The organism is Ditibartonella choladocola (assembly GCF_002007565.1).
Classification (GTDB): domain Bacteria; phylum Pseudomonadota; class Alphaproteobacteria; order Rhizobiales; family Rhizobiaceae; genus Bartonella; species Bartonella choladocola.
This window is the reverse complement of sequence record NZ_CP015625.1, coordinates 1,278,158-1,293,763: the sequence shown is the minus strand read 5'-3', so window position 1 is coordinate 1,293,763 and position 15,606 is coordinate 1,278,158. Positions and strand designations below refer to the sequence as shown.

Here is a 15,606-nt window from a genome sequence, read left to right as displayed (position 1 = left end):
ATATTCTTTTTATAATTTTGAAATCCGCCTAAGGCTGTTTCGTCGTTGTGGCAAGTCCGGAATTGCCATTATGATATAAAGCACGATTGCCGTAAATTCGATCTCTTTATTTCTGATACCTTTCTTGAAAAGGTTTATTTGTGTAACTCTGTCATTCATCATTATAGAAGTTGGAATTGAACAAACTTTTAGAACTTGATTTGTCAAACAGTCTATTCTTTTTGTAATCCTGCTTACAATTATACGAAGCAGGATATAATCGCGTCATTGATATTATTTTTAACCGGATAATACATTAACAATAAACAGACATAAGTCGGCTTTTATACTTTATAAAACACATGTCCGCTGGCTGAAATTATGCCGGGTTATTTTTCGAGCGGCTAATAGAAATTTATTCCGGCTCGGCAGCGTCAATAACGCGAAATTGTGGCGAAGCTTGTCCATTCCAATAGTTAAGGTTGAGATTGCCCGCAACATGGATGTTTTTCCCCAAATGGGTCATCAGGAAGTCACCCAAATCTGTGCCAACTGCACGAAATGCAATAGCCTTCAATCTTTTGCCTTCAGTATTAGAAATAGACATCATCAGGTGGCCTTTACCCACCTCACGGACATCGGCCAAACGGTGCGACGGCAACACGAACACCGGCAATGGATTTCCCGACCCGAAAGGGCCTGCTTTTTCAAGCATTTCATAGAGTTCCCGCGTGGCTCCGGAAGCCGAAAGGACACCGTCAACCAACAAGGTTTCGTGAGCATGCAAGTCGTTGACCTTTGAAGACAATTTCTCGTTAAGCCATTTTCTGAATTCGTCAATTTTACCGCTTGAAATCGTCACACCGGCGGCCATTGCATGGCCTCCGCCTTTTTCAAGCAATCCTGATTGAACGGCTTCACGGACAAGCTCTCCAAGATTGACACCGGCTATCGAACGACCCGATCCCGTAGCCGTGCCGTCATTCTTGATTGCTATCGCAAAAGCCGGACATCTGAATTTTTCTTTCAGTCTGGCGGCAAGAATACCAACAATTCCGGGATGCCATCCTTCATGGGCAACCACAATAACACTCGGGGTTTCGTCAAGTGTCAATGATTGTAAGCCGACTTCGGCTTCAAGGAGTTGCTTTGCTTCAATATTTTGTCTTTCCTGATTTAAAGCATTGAGCTCTTCCGCAATGGACTCGGCATCGCTTTCTGTCTGTGTCGTCAGCAAACGCGCTCCCAGTGCCTGATCGCCAATCCGGCCACCTGCATTTATGCGAGGTCCGAGCAGAAAACCGAGATGAAACACATTGAGCGGCTCACCAATTCCGGCAACCCGTGAAAGTGCGGCAATGCCCGGATTGGACATCATTCGCGCCACTTTAAGCCCCTTGATAACGAAAGCCCGATTGACACCGACAAGAGGCACAACATCGCACACTGTCGCAAGCGCCACAAGATCAAGATAACGAAGAATATCCGGAAGGGTTTTATGTTTTCCTTCAGTCCGAATTTTTTTCAGTGTCCACGCCACCGCAATAAACACAAGGCCTGCCGCGCAAAGATAGCCCTGCCCCGAACGATCATCCGGACGGTTTGGATTGACAAGAGCGTTGGCCGCAGGATCGACTTCCCCCATCTGGTGATGGTCAAGCACCACCACATCCACACCTTTTTCACGGGCAGCTTTTATAGCTTCGGGGCTATTCGCACCGCAATCGACTGTTACAATCAGACTGGAGCCTTCATCTGCCAGCATTCTCATAGCCTGCGGATTTGGCCCATATCCTTCAACAAGGCGATCGGGTATGTAGATATGAACATCAAGACCGAAAAACGTCAAAAATTGATAGAGAATGGCAGAAGAACAAGCACCGTCGACATCATAATCACCGAAAATAGTGACCTTTTCCTTCCGGTTGATCGCCTGCAAAATACGATCCGTTGCTTTTTCCATATCAATAAAAGTCGTGGGATCGGGCGTCAACGTTTTCAAAGTTGGTTCAAGATAATTCAAGACTTCGTCTTCGGAAACCGAGCGGGCTGCAAGAACACGCGCCAAAGGTTCTGCAATTCCGAATTTTTGTGATAGGGAGCGAGCATTATTCACCCCTTCTCGGTCGAGACTTTCCGTCCAGCTTCGACCGACTGCGGAGCGGGTTACTCCCAAAAAATTTTGTTTACGCTGTATCATATCGGATTTGATACAACAAAACACCGTCGAAAGCGAATGACAAATTGATATATGTCCGGATCAACCTTTGTCACCAAAATCAAACAATTCGGAAATTCTATAGTTTGAACTTTCAGACGTGACTGGTTTTTGCACGCCTGAAAGATCTGTTTGTCATTAATAAATGATAATTTGTTTTATTATCAAATTTGGTTCAATGCCTGTTCAATGTCGCCGATAATATCTTTAATATCTTCTATACCGATCGACAGACGCACAACGTCCGGACCTGCACCGGCGGCAATTTTTTGACTGTCTGTCAACTGGCGATGGGTGGTTGAAGCCGGATGGATAACAAGCGACCGTGTATCGCCGATATTGGCAAGAAGCGAAAATAATTTCAATGAAGAAGCGAATTTGACGCCTGCTTCATAGCCGCCTTTAACACCAAAAGTGAAGACAGAACCCGCCCCCTTCGGTGCATAACGCTGCTGAAGTTTGTGGTATTTGTTGTCCGGCAAACCGGCATAATTAACCCATGAAACTTTTTCGTGTTTTTCCAGATATTGGGCAACTGCCAATGCATTATCGCTATGCTTTTGCATACGTAACGGCAAGGTTTCAGCCCCTGTCAAAATAAGAAAGGCGTTAAACGGCGAAATGGTCGGACCGAAGTCGCGCATTCCCAGCACGCGCGCCGCCGTGGCAAAAGCCGCATTACCCGTTGCTTCGTAAATGACAAGACCGGCATAATCGGGACGTGGTTCGGTCAATTTTTTATAATGCCCTGACTTGCCCCAATCGAAAGTGCCACCGTCAACGAGAAGACCGCCCATCGAATTGCCATGACCACCAATAAACTTCGTTAGTGAATGAATGACGATGTCGGCTCCATATTCGATAGGGCGCAAGAGATAAGGTGTCGCAAGTGTGTTATCGACAATCACAGGAACACCATGTGCATGAGCTATTTTCGCAATGGCTTCAATATCGACTACAATTCCACCGGGATTGGCAAAACTTTCAATAAAAATTGCCCTTGTCTTGTCGTCAATCTGCTTTTCAAATGACTGTGGATCTTCGCTATCAGCCCAACGCACTTGCCAATCAAAAGATTTGAAAGCATTGGAAAACTGGTTAATCGAACCACCATAAAGCTGTCGGCCGGCAACAAAATTTTCACCTGCTTCCATCAAAGTATGAAACGTCAAAAATTCGGCAGCATGACCGGATGCCGTTGCCAAAGCAGCCGTGCCGCCTTCGAGTGCTGCCACTTTTTCTTCAAGTACCGCCTGTGTCGGATTTGTGATGCGTCCATAAATATTCCCCGGCTCCGCCAAGGCAAAACGATTTGCCGCCTGATCTGCGTCCTTGAACACATAAGCGGTGGTTTGATAAATCGGTGTAATTCTTGCTCCGGTCGTCGGATCGGGCGCAGTGCCCGCATGGACTGCCAATGTTTCTATTCCGGGTGTCGTTTTTGTCATTTGCTTCTCCATCAAGCATCTCTCAACATTGCATTTTGCTTGAGGCTAGTTGACGCAAAGACAAGTCACAAGAAAACAATTTCTCAAATCCCTGAATTGTTACTATTTCTCTCTCAAATTACCGAAATTTTTGATATTTATTTTCCCGAAAATTGGTTTCCCTCTTAGGTTGAAGAAAAAGAAGGGAAAAAACAAAAGCTCCACAGCAGAAAAACGCCGCGATCAAAAAAATTCGTACAGTGATAGCCTGATGCATTTCTATCAGTCCGGTAATAATCTCTTAGGTAGCGGGCGTTCGAGTTGTTCAGAAAATTCCGGCTCCCCAAAAACGGCCACCGATTGATTGGCTATTCATAGCTATTGATTGCCTATTCATAGCTTAGGCCGGTTATCTTCATTGCCGGAATATTATACGTTGACGCGTTGGAATTTTGTCGGAACTATCCCGATCATTCCGAATAAATGATGAAAGCTTTCGAGCTTTATATCCGGATATTTACTCAAAATATATTTATCATTTATGCAATTATAATAATATGTTACGCATTGTTTTTTATATTTTGATTCAAGCAATATAAAATAACGAGTATCAAAACACGTCCGGAAATATTGATTGGAGATCTATTTTTGCGTTCTTCCTGAACCGCAGTCCGGCCAATTCCGGACAGAACAAATTATTCAACCGTTGTTTTATCGTTTGTCAAAAGCTGCTTCCATTGTCGCGCTTTGCTGCATTGTCGTGTTTTATTCGATTGTTGCGCTTTATTTTGTAATTTTTTTGAGGCTCACCTTATGAAATTTCAGTTTTTCAAGATGAAGTTCTAAGAACGAAAACAGATTCCCGCTTCTGTTAGCAACAATAACAATCTATTTTAAGCGGTATTATAATACCGCTATTGCAAAATATTGGAAATATTGGATTATTTTTCAATTGACGTTATGTTCGAGAGCTTATAAGAAGCTCGCACATGTCGCATTCGGCATAAATTGTTGTGATACGATGTCACAACGCAAAGCAACAAAAAACGCCCTTGTTTAACGAGGGATTTAAAAAAGGAAAGCTTCAATGGCAACTTTTTCACAAAAGCCCGCTGAAGTGGCCAAGAAATGGGTCATTATTGACGCAGAGAACCTTGTTTTAGGTCGTCTTGCCACATTGGTAGCCAACCGGTTACGCGGTAAACATAAACCAACATATACTCCTCATGTCGACGACGGTGATAATGTTATTGTCATCAATGCCGATAAAGTTGTTCTGACCGGCAAAAAATTTCACAATAAAAAATATTACTGGCATACCGGTTATATTGGCAGCGTGAAAGAACGTACCGCCCGTCAAATCCTCGAAGGTCGTTTTCCTGAACGTGTTATCGAAAAAGCTGTTGAACGTATGATTCCGCGTGGTCCTCTTGGTCGTCGGCAGATGAAGAATTTGCGCGTTTATGCCGGAACAACACATCCTCATGAAGCCCAGCAACCTGAAGTTATCAATGTTGGCGCACTCAACCGTAAAAATAAAAGGATTGCTTAATTATGGCCGAGATTAGTTCTTTTTCTGAACTTGGTGCAGTGACCGAAACGGTTGTAGCTCCTGCAGCACCAGCAGCACCAGTCCATGAACGTAAACTTGATGCGCAAGGACGTTCTTACGCAACTGGTAAACGTAAAGATGCCATTGCACGTGTATGGATCAAACCGGGTAGCGGCAAAATTGTTGTTAACGGTAAAGATTTTGACAAATATTTTGCACGTCCTGTTTTGCAAATGATTTTGCGTCAACCGATCCTTGCGGCCAATCGTGACGGCCAGTTTGACATTGTTGCATCTGTTGCCGGCGGTGGTCTTTCAGGTCAGGCCGGTGCTGTTCGTCATGGCATTTCAAAAGCTTTGACATATTTCGAGCCGGGTTTACGTTCCGTATTGAAAAAAGGTGGCTTCCTTACACGTGATAGCCGCGTTGTCGAACGTAAGAAATACGGTAAAGCAAAAGCTCGCCGTTCGTTCCAGTTCTCGAAACGTTAAGTTTCAGCATTTTCACTTTTCATGGAAAAGCCCCGTTTTACGGGGCTTTTTTATTGCTCTTCGATTTCCAATTCGGGAACTTGCTTTTTAACCCAGAAAGCGTTTGACCATAGACATGAAATTGACGACCGATATTGGCTTGGACATGTAATCCTCACAACCGCTTGCCCTTATCCTTTCTTCGTCGCCTTTCATTGCAAAAGCTGTAACTGCCACAACAGGAATCGATTTCAATTTCTCATCGGCTTTCAACTGTTTTATCACGTCAATTCCTGAAACTTCCGGCAATTGAATATCCATCAGAATGAGTCCGGGATTGCTTTTCCGCGCCAAATCCAAAGCAGCCAAACCGCTGCGCGTCTCCACTGTTTCATAGCCACTCGCTTCGACAAGATCGCGGAACAATTTCATATTCAGCTCGTTATCTTCCACAATCATAACTTTTTTTGCCATTCTACAATCTCCGCTCTTCCAGCTTTGCGCTGACAAGAGTAAACTACTTATGGTTACCACTTGGCTAAAATGATATGAAAAAACAAATAACCAACCGTGAAGAAGCCGAACAATTGGCAGTCGACGCATTATTGTTTATTGCCAACGATCCTGAACTTATGCCGCGTTTCCTGAACATTACCGGTATTAACGCTTCCGATATTCGTCAAGCTGCGGCCTCCAACGGTTTTCTTGCGGGCGTATTACAATTCATATTGGCGCATGAACCCACGTTGATGAGTTTTGCTGAACAATCGGGTTACCCGCCACAGTCAATCGGCGAAGCGATAAACTTTCTTCCCGGTGGAGAACAACCTGTATGGCTATAAACCCGTTTGACCAACCTGATTTTGGTTTTTGTCGGGATTGTTTATCCATTCAACATGCATTCAATAAACGTTGCGAAAAATGTGGCTCGCCTCGTCTCATACGTCATCCGGAGCTCTATTCACTTTCATTAGCACATATCGACTGTGACGCTTTTTACGCTTCCGTGGAAAAACGCGATCATCCCGAACTGCGCAACAAACCGGTTATCGTCGGTGGCGGTAAAAGAGGTGTCGTTTCGACCGCTTGTTATATCGCCCGGATTTCCGGTGTACATTCGGCAATGCCTATGTTTAAGGCATTGGAACTTTGTCCGGAAGCCATCGTCATTCCTCCGGATATAACCAAATATGCACGTATCGGTCGGGAAATCCGCCAACTCATGCTCGAATTGACACCGCTCGTCGAACCAATTTCCATTGATGAGGCGTTTCTTGACATGAGCGGCACAGAGAAACTGCATAAAGCGCCGGCTTCCTTTACTCTGGCGCGTTTTGCCAAGCGTGTTGAAAATGAAATCGGGGTTAGCGTATCAATCGGATTATCTTATTGCAAATTTTTGGCAAAAATCGCTTCCGATCTCGATAAACCGCGTGGTTTTTCCATTATCGGTGAACATGAAGCACTAGCATTTCTAGCAAAACAGCCAGTTACGAAAATATGGGGGGTTGGCTCGGCACTGGCGCAAAAATTATCACATGACGGAATTACTATGGTGGGAGAACTCCAGCATCTCGATGAAGCATTGCTCATTAAACGCTATGGACAAATGGGACAACGCCTTTATCGACTATCGCGCGGACAGGATAAAAGACAGGTTGAACCCGAACGTGAAGCTAAAAGCATTTCCTCGGAAACAACTTTTATGAATGATCTGTCGAATAGCGAGGATTTGATACCCGTTTTACGCATGCTATCGGAAAAAGTATCAGCGAGATTGAAAGCAAGCGATATTGCAGGCCAAACAGTCGTTCTCAAGTTGAAGACAAAAGATTTTAAAACACGAACGCGGAATGTCGGTCTCGATGACCCCACACAAACTGCCGATCGTATTTTTCGTACCGGATTAAGATTGCTTCAAAAAGAACTTGATGGAACGAAATTCCGTCTTCTGGGAATTGGCGTTCAGCAATTGTCAAAAGCAGCGGGTCTATACGATGGCGATTTTCTGGATCCTTATTCTCACAAGCGGGCTGTCGCAGAAACCGCAATGGATAAACTCCGTGCCAAGTTCGGCAATAAGACTATTGAAACCGGCTACACCTTCGGAAAAAATATTTCCTTGCCAAAAAAGCACGATGATAAATTTTAAGAAATCCCGATTATAGGCGCTGCCGCTCGAAAATTTTTCCATTTCAACAAACGGATAATTCGCTATATGTTGGCCGAAAATGTTTTCGACCGGAAATTTGCATTTTAAGTTCCGCATTGCATCCGGAACCGTCAAGAACAATTCCGCCAACAGAATGCCACTTGCCCGATTTCTGCAATTTTTCGAGACATGGGCGACACACGCCATTGGCGTGTCGTTCTTCACTTCACCAGAAAAATGACTTTCTAATAAAACGATATTTGACTTACCCAAACGATATTTGAGGAGCCCGCTCGCTTCATGAAATCGAGCTCCGCTGAACCCACACTCAATACCAACCAAGAGCTATTTGAGCTTCCTCGGACATTCTGTCAGGTGTCCAGGGTGGATCGAATGTCATATTGACTTCAACATGCGATACCCCCTCCACTGCTCCTACCGCATTTTCAACCCAGGTCGGCATATCGCCCGCCACCGGACAACCCGGCGCTGTCAATGTCATGTCAATTTTTACCGTACGGTCATCTTCTATATCAATTTTATAAACGAGACCCAGTTCATAAATATCAGCCGGAATTTCGGGATCGAAAACCGTCTTCAACGCATTGATAATATCGTCTGTCATGCGGTCAAGTTCATCGGCGGGAATCGCTGAACCATGTGATGTAACAATATCATTGTCCCATGCGCCTACCGGTTCTGCCGCATGAATTTCGTTGGCGGAGTCACTCATTAAAAAACCTCCTTGCCTTTTCCAACGCTTCGGCAAGCTGATCGACATCATCGCGGTCATTATACATTGCAAAAGATGCCCGACATGTCGATGTCACGTGAAAGCGATTCAATAGCGGCTGGGCACAATGCGTTCCGGCTCGCACCGCTACTCCTTGACGATCAATATACATCGACACGTCATGGGGATGGATTCCCTCAAGCTCGAAAGAGATAATACCGCCTTTATCAGGTGCATGACCGAAAATCCGCAACGAATTGATCGCTTCAAGTCGTTCATGGGCATAGGCCGTCAAAGCCTTCTCATGTGCTTCAAGCGCTTTTCTGTCTTTCGACATGATATATTCAAGTGCAGCACCAAGCCCGATAGCCTGAACGATTGGCGGTGTACCTGCTTCAAAGCGATGCGGCGGTTCATTATAGGTGATCTTGTCGATGCTCACATCGTCAATCATCTCGCCGCCGCCCTGAAAGGGATGCATTTCTTGCAGCCGATCTTTTTTTCCAAAGAGAACACCAATTCCCGTTGGGCCATAAAGTTTATGGCCGGTCATCACATACCAGTCACAATCAAGATCCTGAACGTCGACGGTGAGGTGAACAGATCCCTGTGCACCATCAACCAGAACAGGAATATTACGGTCATGAGCTGCCTTTATCATCTCTTTGACCGGTGGAACTGTACCGAGCGTATTGGACATATGCGTGATTGCAACGAGTTTTGTCTTTTCAGTCAAAGCCTTATTGAAATCATCAAGATGTAGAACACCATCCTCGTCGACCGGCACAAAAACCAGCTTTGCTCCCTTGGTTTCCCGAATAAAATGCCAGGGAACAATATTTGAATGGTGTTCCATAATCGTCAGAACAATTTCATCACCTTCTGCAAAACGCGGCATCGCATATCCATAGGCAACAGTATTGATTGCTTCGGTTGCATTTTTGGTGAAAACAATTTCCTCATGAGACGATGCATTGATGAACTTGCGAACGCTTTCTCTGGCTTTTTCATAAAGATCGGTCGCTGTATTAGACAAAAAATGCAGACCGCGATGCACATTGGCATAACTTGTCTTGTAAACCTCATCCATTACATCAAGCACTTGACGGGGCTTTTGCGCCGAAGCGGCATTATCAAGGTAGGCCAAACGTTTGCCATATATTTTCCGATCAAGAATTGGAAAATCGCGCCGGATTTTCTCGATATCGAAAGGAGAAGGCGAAGGAGTTGACATAATAAATCCCTTTAAAGGTGCTTTTCCAACCATTGATTGATGATTTCGACAATGACATCCTGCATCTGTTCATTATTGACATCGTCTATCAACTGCGAAACAAACGCTTTCACCAGCAAGCCGCGTGCGACCGATTTTTCGACACCACGAGCCATAAGATAAAATAGTTGGTCGCGATCAATTTCCGCGACAGTCGAACCGTGCCCGCAAGCAACATCATCGGCAAAAATTTCAAGTTCCGGTTTTGAATCAAACTCGGCATCATCCGATAAAATAAGACTATTGCATGCCATGCGCGCATCAGTCTTCTGCGCTTCCCGCGCAACCTTTATCATGCCCTGAAATGCGCCACGTGCATTGTCTGTCACAACATTGCGGACAATTTCAGTTGACGTTGTACTTTCCGCAATATGACGAACGAACATCGTAACGTCGCTATGGCTTGCTCCGGCGAGCAAATTAATCGTTCTGAGCTGGAAATTCCCGCCTTCACCAGGCATTTCGACATCAATTTCCTGCCGGTTCAACTGGCTTGCAATATTGACGATATAAAGGGTTAGTTTGGCATTTTCCGCAAGAGTTGCGCGGAATTTTGAAAATTGTGTCGCGTCAAACCCGCGATCACGGATGATGATCCACTTGACATCCGCTTCCTCGCCCACTTCGAGATTTTGAACGGCAGTAACAAATACCGGTTTTTCGCCACCCAACTGTCTTTCAATAAACGTAACCGAAGAATTGGCTCCGACTTTTATATTGGAAAATGCGTGAGCTTGCCCCGCCGGATTGACCATTTGCAATTCGACAGGTTCTTCAATTTTTGCCCCCTCTTCTACTTCAAGAAGCCAGCCATCAGTCATAAAAGCGGTATTGATTTGTCCAACAAAATCATCATCGGCAATATCAGGCTTAAGGGTGAAATGCTCGTTCGCTAGCTCGTCGGCTACACGTTTGACGGTTATGGATTTTATTTCCGGCGCGCTCAGTGTCTTTCCGTTAAAAATAGCCAAGACTGAGTTTTTAGCTAACAGTGGAGCACGTGCCAACCCGTCGCCCTCGTCGCTGAAATTCGGAACAGTCTTCAGCAATGTACGCAAATCGGTATAATGCCAATATTCGCGTTTTCTCGAAGGAACCCCTACCCGTTTGAATTGTTCGACCACGCTGTCGCGCGTTGACATGACTTCGCTATTACCGGGAAAATCACCCAATTTTTGTCCGAAAATATCGACAATTGCTGTTTCAGCAGCCGTCATTTCCGGCTTTTTATCAGATTTCGAGGTTTCACTCATGTTCTTCCCCCGATTCTGCTTTATCAATAATATCGGCATAACCGGTTTCTTCGAGCTGCATCGCCAATGTTTTATCACCGGTTTTGATTATTCTTCCCTTATAAAGAACATGTACCGTGTCAGGCACAATGTAATCGAGCAATCGTTGATAGTGGGTAATCACCATGAATGAACGTTCGGGCGAACGTAAAGCATTCACGCCATTTGCCACAATTTTCAACGCGTCGATATCAAGCCCGGAATCGGTCTCGTCAAGAATGCAGAGTTTGGGCTCCAACAATAACATCTGGAGGATTTCTGCACGCTTTTTTTCACCACCTGAAAAACCGACATTGAGTGGCCGCTTGAGCATGCTCATATCCATTTCAAGTTCGGCAACACCTGCCTTCACTTTCTTGAGAAATTCGGGCACTTTCAGCTCTTCTTCACCGCGAGCTTTTCTTTGACAATTCATTGCAACTTTCAAGAATTCCATCGTTGCAACGCCAGGTATTTCCATTGGATATTGAAAGGCCAAGAAAATACCGGCTGCCGCGCGTTCGGCCGGATCCATTTCAAGAAGCGGCTTGCCATTGAACAGAATTTCACCTTCTGTCACTTCATAGTCATCACGACCTGCCAGAATGTAGGAAAGTGTCGATTTACCCGAACCGTTCGGCCCCATGATAGCAGCGACTTCACCGTCGTGAATTGTCAAATCCAGACCATGCAGAATTTCGGTCTTGGTTTCGGCGATACGTGCATGAAGATTTTTGATTTCTAACATTTTTAAATCCTATTTTGCGGGCGCTAATCGGACTACCGCATAAAAACTATAACTTCTGTCAACCGACACTACCTTCCAGACTGATCCCAATGAGCTTTTGCGCTTCTACAGCAAATTCCATCGGCAATTCCTGGATAACTTCCTTGACGAAGCCGTTGACAATGAGCGCAATTGCTTCTTCTTCCGGAATGCCGCGTTGCATAACGTAAAACAATTGGTCTTCAGATATTTTGGACGTTGTAGCTTCATGTTCAAACTTTGCGGTCGCATTTTTAGCTTCAATATAAGGAGCCGTATGAGCACCACAATTGTTGCCAATTAGCAGGCTATCGCATTGCGTGAAGTTACGGGCATTGGCAGCTTTACGATGCGCCGATATTTGCCCGCGATAGGTATTGTTGGAAAATCCGGCTGAAATACCTTTGGAAATAACACGACTGGACGTGTTTTTTCCCAAGTGGATCATTTTCGTACCGGAATCGATTTGTTGATGCCCGTTGGAAACAGCAATCGAATAAAACTCGCCACGGGTATTATCACCGCGCAACAAACAAGACGGGTATTTCCACGTAATAGCCGAACCGGTTTCCACCTGTGTCCAGGATATTTTGGAATTGTCACCGCGACAGTCACCGCGCTTGGTGACGAAATTGAAAATGCCACCTTTACCGTCTTTATCACCCGGATACCAATTTTGAACCGTTGAATATTTTATCTCGGCATCTTTTTGCGCGATAAGCTCGACCACGGCCGCATGGAGCTGGTTTTCATCACGTTGCGGAGCTGTGCACCCTTCGAGGTAGGAAACATAAGCACCTTCATCGGCAATAATCAAAGTACGCTCGAATTGACCGGTATTGCGCTCGTTAATACGGAAATATGTAGACAACTCCATCGGGCAATGAACGCCTTTGGGGACATAAATAAACGAACCGTCGGTGAACACTGCTGCATTGAGCGCTGCATAAAAATTGTCACCCGCCGGCACAACCGAGCCGAGATATTGTTTTATCAGCTCCGGATGTTCACGTATTGCTTCCGAAATCGAGCAAAATATAACGCCCGAACGTATCAGCTCTTTTTTGAATGTCGTAACCACAGATACAGAATCAAAAACTGCGTCAACAGCAACGCGCCCTGAAGCGTAGACATTATCGTCAAGCTGCGACGGTTCTTGCTGTTTGCGAACGCCGGCAAGAATTTCCTGTTCTTTCAGTGGTATACCAAGCTTTTCGTATGTATTGAGAAGAGCCGGGTCAACTTCATCAAGAGATTTCGGTGCATTCTGGCTTTTAGGAGCCGAATAATATGAAATAGCCTGAAAATCTATCGGTGGAATATCCAATCTGGCCCAGTGCGGTTCCTCCATTGTCAACCAATGGCGAAATGCTTTAAGCCGCAATTCCAACATCCATTCGGGTTCTTGTTTCTTCGCGGATATTAAACGAATAATATCTTCATTAAGCCCTAACGGGGCTTTATCCGCCTCGATCTTGGTTTCAAAACCATATTTATATTGGTCCACGTCAATTTCACGGACCTGACTTATAGTTTCCTGCACTGCAGGCATGGGCTTCTCCCTCCTGGCCGGGTCAAAAACCGGCAGTTGTCGATTAAACCAAAATAAGCATAACCTGATTTAGGGTTTCATTCACCAGACTTCAATGAAAAAACATGATAAATCCAGTCAAGCTTATTTGACTTTGTTTAAAACGGTTCTAAAGTGGATTGCAAGTACTGTTTTTCAAATTTTTGAATTTTGGATGATTTTTTGAAAAGCAGCCAGAAAATCGTCAATGTTTTTGAGGCTGGTTCGTGTGCCCGTAGAGACACGAATTGCCCCGTCGGGGACGTGGTAGCCCATTGCTTCGAGAACGCCGCTTTGTTTGACTTTTCCTGAAGAACAGGCAGAACCTGCCGAAACCGCAAACCCCGCCAGATCAAGGCCTATTTGCACCGTTTCCGCCTTCAAGCCTTCTATTGCAAAATAGGTTGTGTTTGGAAGGCGGGGCGCATGTTCTCCGTAAATCACAAGTTTGTTGCTTAACTGATGCAAACCGTTTTCCAAACGCATTTGAAGTGCTTTGGAATGGTCAAGATCCTGCGTTGTAGGCTTTTGCTCCATTGCTGCTCCGAAAGATGCGATCAAAGGAATGGACTCGGTTCCTGAACGGAAGCCCTTCTCTTGCCCTCCTCCAAGAATCATCGCTTCGGGCATCAGTGCGCTGCCGGTTGCAACAAATGCACCCACTCCTTTCGGGCCGCCGATCTTGTGTGCGGCAACAATAAAGAAATCCCCTCCAAAACTCTCGATATTGACAGGAAGTTTACCGATATACTGGACTATGTCGACAATAAGCACGCCACCCGATTGTTTGACGACATCGGCAATTTTTCCGATCGGCTGGATGACACCGGTTTCGCCATTCGCCGCTTGAATGGCAACCATTGGCAAACCTTGGGATTTATCATGTCGGGCGAGTTTTTGTTCAAGTTCCTCAATATTGATAATACCGTTTTCGTCAACTCCGATATGGTCTTGCCGGTCTTTATCAAAACGGCCACCTTTGCCGATACAGGGATGTTCGGTTGCTCCTATGTAAACTTTGGAAAAAGAGACATCCGAACGACCCATTTTATAATGGGGTGTAAGCAGCGTCATGGCTGCCTCGGTTGCACCTGAAGTAAATACAACGTGATCTGCTTCGGTATGAAGACGTTTGGCTACCTGCCTGCGTGCCTTTTCCAATAAAGCCTTTGCAGCACGTCCTTCCTGATGGACTGATGAAGGATTGCCATAAACATCCAGAGCGTCGACAAGCGCATTGCGCGCCGCATCTGATAATGGAGTTGTTGCATTATAATCGAGATAGCATCTTGAAGATGACATAAAAAGCCTCGCAAAATTTATTCTTTCAAATGCATCATTAGCGCAATTTCCTTGAAAAGTGCACCCATAACAGACTATCTAATCTTCAGATATTTTTTTAACATTCAAAACGGTTGGAAGCTGATTATATCCATTTGTCTAATGATGGGCTTTCCAACCGGTATAATAAGGAGTGCTTGATGCCTGAAGTCATTTTCAATGGTCCCGCGGGTCGCCTTGAAGGTCGTTATCAACCCTCACCGGAAAAAAATGCTCCTATAGCTATTGTTCTTCATCCACATCCACAGTTCGGCGGAACAATGAATAACAAGATCGTTTACGACTTGTTTTATATGTTCCAACAACGCGGTTTTACCACATTGCGTTTCAATTTCCGCAGTATCGGTCGCAGCCAAGGTGAGTTCGACCATGGTGCGGGGGAATTATCCGACGCGGCTGCCGCGTTGGACTGGGTGCAAGCCTTGCATCCGGATTCAAAAAATTGCTGGGTAGCCGGTTATTCATTCGGCGCATGGATCGGGATGCAACTTTTGATGCGTCGACCGGAAATTGAAGGTTTCATATCGGTTGCGCCACAACCGAATATTTATGACTTTTCGTTTCTTGCCCCCTGCCCGTCGTCAGGCCTTATCATTCATGGAGATGCTGATCGGGTAGCGCCGGCTAAAGATGTTCAAGGGCTTGTCGACAAGCTCAAAACACAAAAAGGCATTACAATTACCCAGCAGATTATTGAAGGTGCAAACCACTTTTTTGCCGGTCAGGTTGACGAGCTTATCGACGATTGCGCCAACTACCTCGACCGTCGTCTTAATGGTGAATTGTCCGAACCGCGTATGAAGCGCCTGCGTTAAAACTCCGCATTTCAGAAAGTTTGTTGAAACTTTGAAGGT

Annotated in this window: 14 protein-coding genes; 5 read left to right on the top strand and 9 right to left on the bottom strand. The window is 45.2% G+C overall.

All coding sequences use genetic code 11. From position 1 onward, the window contains the following. Nucleotides 1–394: 394 nt before the first annotated feature. Together recJ and BBC0122_RS05780 are read right to left on the bottom strand one after the other, a co-directional pair. Entirely contained in the window at nt 395–2,176 is a 1,782-nt protein-coding gene (gene recJ, locus BBC0122_RS05785; RefSeq protein WP_077994536.1) for a single-stranded-DNA-specific exonuclease RecJ, read from the bottom strand. Between the two features lie 185 nt (nt 2,177–2,361). Then, on the bottom strand, nt 2,362–3,645 hold the full coding sequence (locus tag BBC0122_RS05780) for an O-acetylhomoserine aminocarboxypropyltransferase (protein WP_077992108.1): 1,284 nt from the start codon (nt 3,643–3,645) through the stop codon (nt 2,362–2,364). A 1,066-nt stretch (nt 3,646–4,711) separates the two neighbouring features. Here BBC0122_RS05780 and rplM point away from each other — a divergent pair. Both rplM and rpsI read left to right on the top strand, forming a co-directional pair. Then, complete coding sequence (gene rplM, locus BBC0122_RS05770; protein ID WP_077992103.1) at nt 4,712–5,176, top strand: 50S ribosomal protein L13; 465 nt, start codon at nt 4,712–4,714, stop codon at nt 5,174–5,176. A 2-nt stretch (nt 5,177–5,178) separates the two neighbouring features. Further along, a complete protein-coding gene (gene rpsI / locus BBC0122_RS05765) occupies nt 5,179–5,667 on the top strand; it encodes a 30S ribosomal protein S9 (RefSeq protein ID WP_077992101.1) in 489 nt (162 codons plus the stop codon). An 87-nt stretch (nt 5,668–5,754) separates the two neighbouring features. On the opposite strand, the gene BBC0122_RS05760 is transcribed toward rpsI, so the two are convergent. After that, the gene (locus tag BBC0122_RS05760) at nt 5,755–6,120 is read right to left on the bottom strand and encodes a response regulator (protein WP_077992099.1); all 366 of its coding nucleotides are present in this window, start codon (nt 6,118–6,120) and stop codon (nt 5,755–5,757) included. A 74-nt stretch (nt 6,121–6,194) separates the two neighbouring features. Here BBC0122_RS05760 and BBC0122_RS05755 point away from each other — a divergent pair, with 74 nt between their 5' ends. Together BBC0122_RS05755 and BBC0122_RS05750 are read left to right on the top strand one after the other, a co-directional pair. Then, complete coding sequence (locus BBC0122_RS05755; RefSeq protein WP_077992097.1) at nt 6,195–6,488, top strand: DUF3572 domain-containing protein; 294 nt, start codon at nt 6,195–6,197, stop codon at nt 6,486–6,488. Continuing rightward, nucleotides 6,479–7,798, top strand: a complete 1,320-nt coding sequence (locus BBC0122_RS05750; protein WP_077992096.1) for a DNA polymerase IV — start codon at nt 6,479–6,481, stop codon at nt 7,796–7,798. Before BBC0122_RS05755 ends, BBC0122_RS05750 begins: the two co-directional genes overlap by 10 nt. A gap of 328 nt (nt 7,799–8,126) precedes the next feature. On the opposite strand, the gene BBC0122_RS05745 is transcribed toward BBC0122_RS05750, so the two are convergent. The 6 genes from BBC0122_RS05745 to BBC0122_RS05720 all read right to left on the bottom strand — a co-directional run bounded on the left by BBC0122_RS05745 (nt 8,127) and on the right by BBC0122_RS05720 (nt 14,713). Then, nucleotides 8,127–8,531: an SUF system Fe-S cluster assembly protein gene (locus BBC0122_RS05745; RefSeq protein ID WP_077992094.1), complete on the bottom strand. Its 405-nt coding sequence runs from the start codon at nt 8,529–8,531 to the stop codon at nt 8,127–8,129. Beyond that, nucleotides 8,524–9,765: a cysteine desulfurase gene (locus tag BBC0122_RS05740; protein ID WP_149866644.1), complete on the bottom strand. Its 1,242-nt coding sequence runs from the start codon at nt 9,763–9,765 to the stop codon at nt 8,524–8,526. The genes BBC0122_RS05745 and BBC0122_RS05740 overlap by 8 nt, the downstream gene beginning before the upstream one ends. 11 nt (nt 9,766–9,776) lie before the next feature. Then, complete coding sequence (gene sufD / locus BBC0122_RS05735; RefSeq protein WP_077992091.1) at nt 9,777–11,057, bottom strand: Fe-S cluster assembly protein SufD; 1,281 nt, start codon at nt 11,055–11,057, stop codon at nt 9,777–9,779. Beyond that, on the bottom strand, nt 11,050–11,823 hold the full coding sequence (gene sufC / locus BBC0122_RS05730; RefSeq protein ID WP_077992089.1) for a Fe-S cluster assembly ATPase SufC: 774 nt from the start codon (nt 11,821–11,823) through the stop codon (nt 11,050–11,052). Before sufC ends, sufD begins: the two co-directional genes overlap by 8 nt. 58 nt (nt 11,824–11,881) lie before the next feature. Beyond that, entirely contained in the window at nt 11,882–13,393 is a 1,512-nt protein-coding gene (gene sufB / locus BBC0122_RS05725) for a Fe-S cluster assembly protein SufB (protein WP_077992087.1), read from the bottom strand. 174 nt (nt 13,394–13,567) lie between these two features. Next, complete coding sequence (locus BBC0122_RS05720; RefSeq protein WP_077992086.1) at nt 13,568–14,713, bottom strand: cysteine desulfurase family protein; 1,146 nt, start codon at nt 14,711–14,713, stop codon at nt 13,568–13,570. Nucleotides 14,714–14,892: 179 nt separating this feature from the next. On the opposite strand from BBC0122_RS05720, the gene BBC0122_RS05715 reads away from it, so the two are divergent. Beyond that, nucleotides 14,893–15,567, top strand: coding sequence for an alpha/beta hydrolase (locus BBC0122_RS05715; protein ID WP_077992084.1), 675 nt, complete (start codon nt 14,893–14,895; stop codon nt 15,565–15,567). Nucleotides 15,568–15,606: the final 39 nt, after the last annotated feature.

Coding starts and splice junctions, on each gene's coding strand:
- BBC0122_RS05740 (WP_149866644.1), bottom strand. CDS start 9,765: ATGTCAACTCCTTCGCCTTCTCCTTTCGATATCGAGAAAATCCGGCGC.
- BBC0122_RS05715 (WP_077992084.1), top strand. CDS start 14,893: ATGCCTGAAGTCATTTTCAATGGTCCCGCGGGTCGCCTTGAAGGTCGT.
- BBC0122_RS05745 (WP_077992094.1), bottom strand. CDS start 8,531: ATGAGTGACTCCGCCAACGAAATTCATGCGGCAGAACCGGTAGGCGCA.
- BBC0122_RS05780 (WP_077992108.1), bottom strand. CDS start 3,645: ATGACAAAAACGACACCCGGAATAGAAACATTGGCAGTCCATGCGGGC.
- BBC0122_RS05760 (WP_077992099.1), bottom strand. CDS start 6,120: ATGGCAAAAAAAGTTATGATTGTGGAAGATAACGAGCTGAATATGAAA.
- sufC (WP_077992089.1), bottom strand. CDS start 11,823: ATGTTAGAAATCAAAAATCTTCATGCACGTATCGCCGAAACCAAGACC.
- sufB (WP_077992087.1), bottom strand. CDS start 13,393: ATGCCTGCAGTGCAGGAAACTATAAGTCAGGTCCGTGAAATTGACGTG.
- rpsI (WP_077992101.1), top strand. CDS start 5,179: ATGGCCGAGATTAGTTCTTTTTCTGAACTTGGTGCAGTGACCGAAACG.
- BBC0122_RS05750 (WP_077992096.1), top strand. CDS start 6,479: ATGGCTATAAACCCGTTTGACCAACCTGATTTTGGTTTTTGTCGGGAT.
- rplM (WP_077992103.1), top strand. CDS start 4,712: ATGGCAACTTTTTCACAAAAGCCCGCTGAAGTGGCCAAGAAATGGGTC.
- BBC0122_RS05720 (WP_077992086.1), bottom strand. CDS start 14,713: ATGTCATCTTCAAGATGCTATCTCGATTATAATGCAACAACTCCATTA.
- BBC0122_RS05755 (WP_077992097.1), top strand. CDS start 6,195: ATGAAAAAACAAATAACCAACCGTGAAGAAGCCGAACAATTGGCAGTC.
- sufD (WP_077992091.1), bottom strand. CDS start 11,057: ATGAGTGAAACCTCGAAATCTGATAAAAAGCCGGAAATGACGGCTGCT.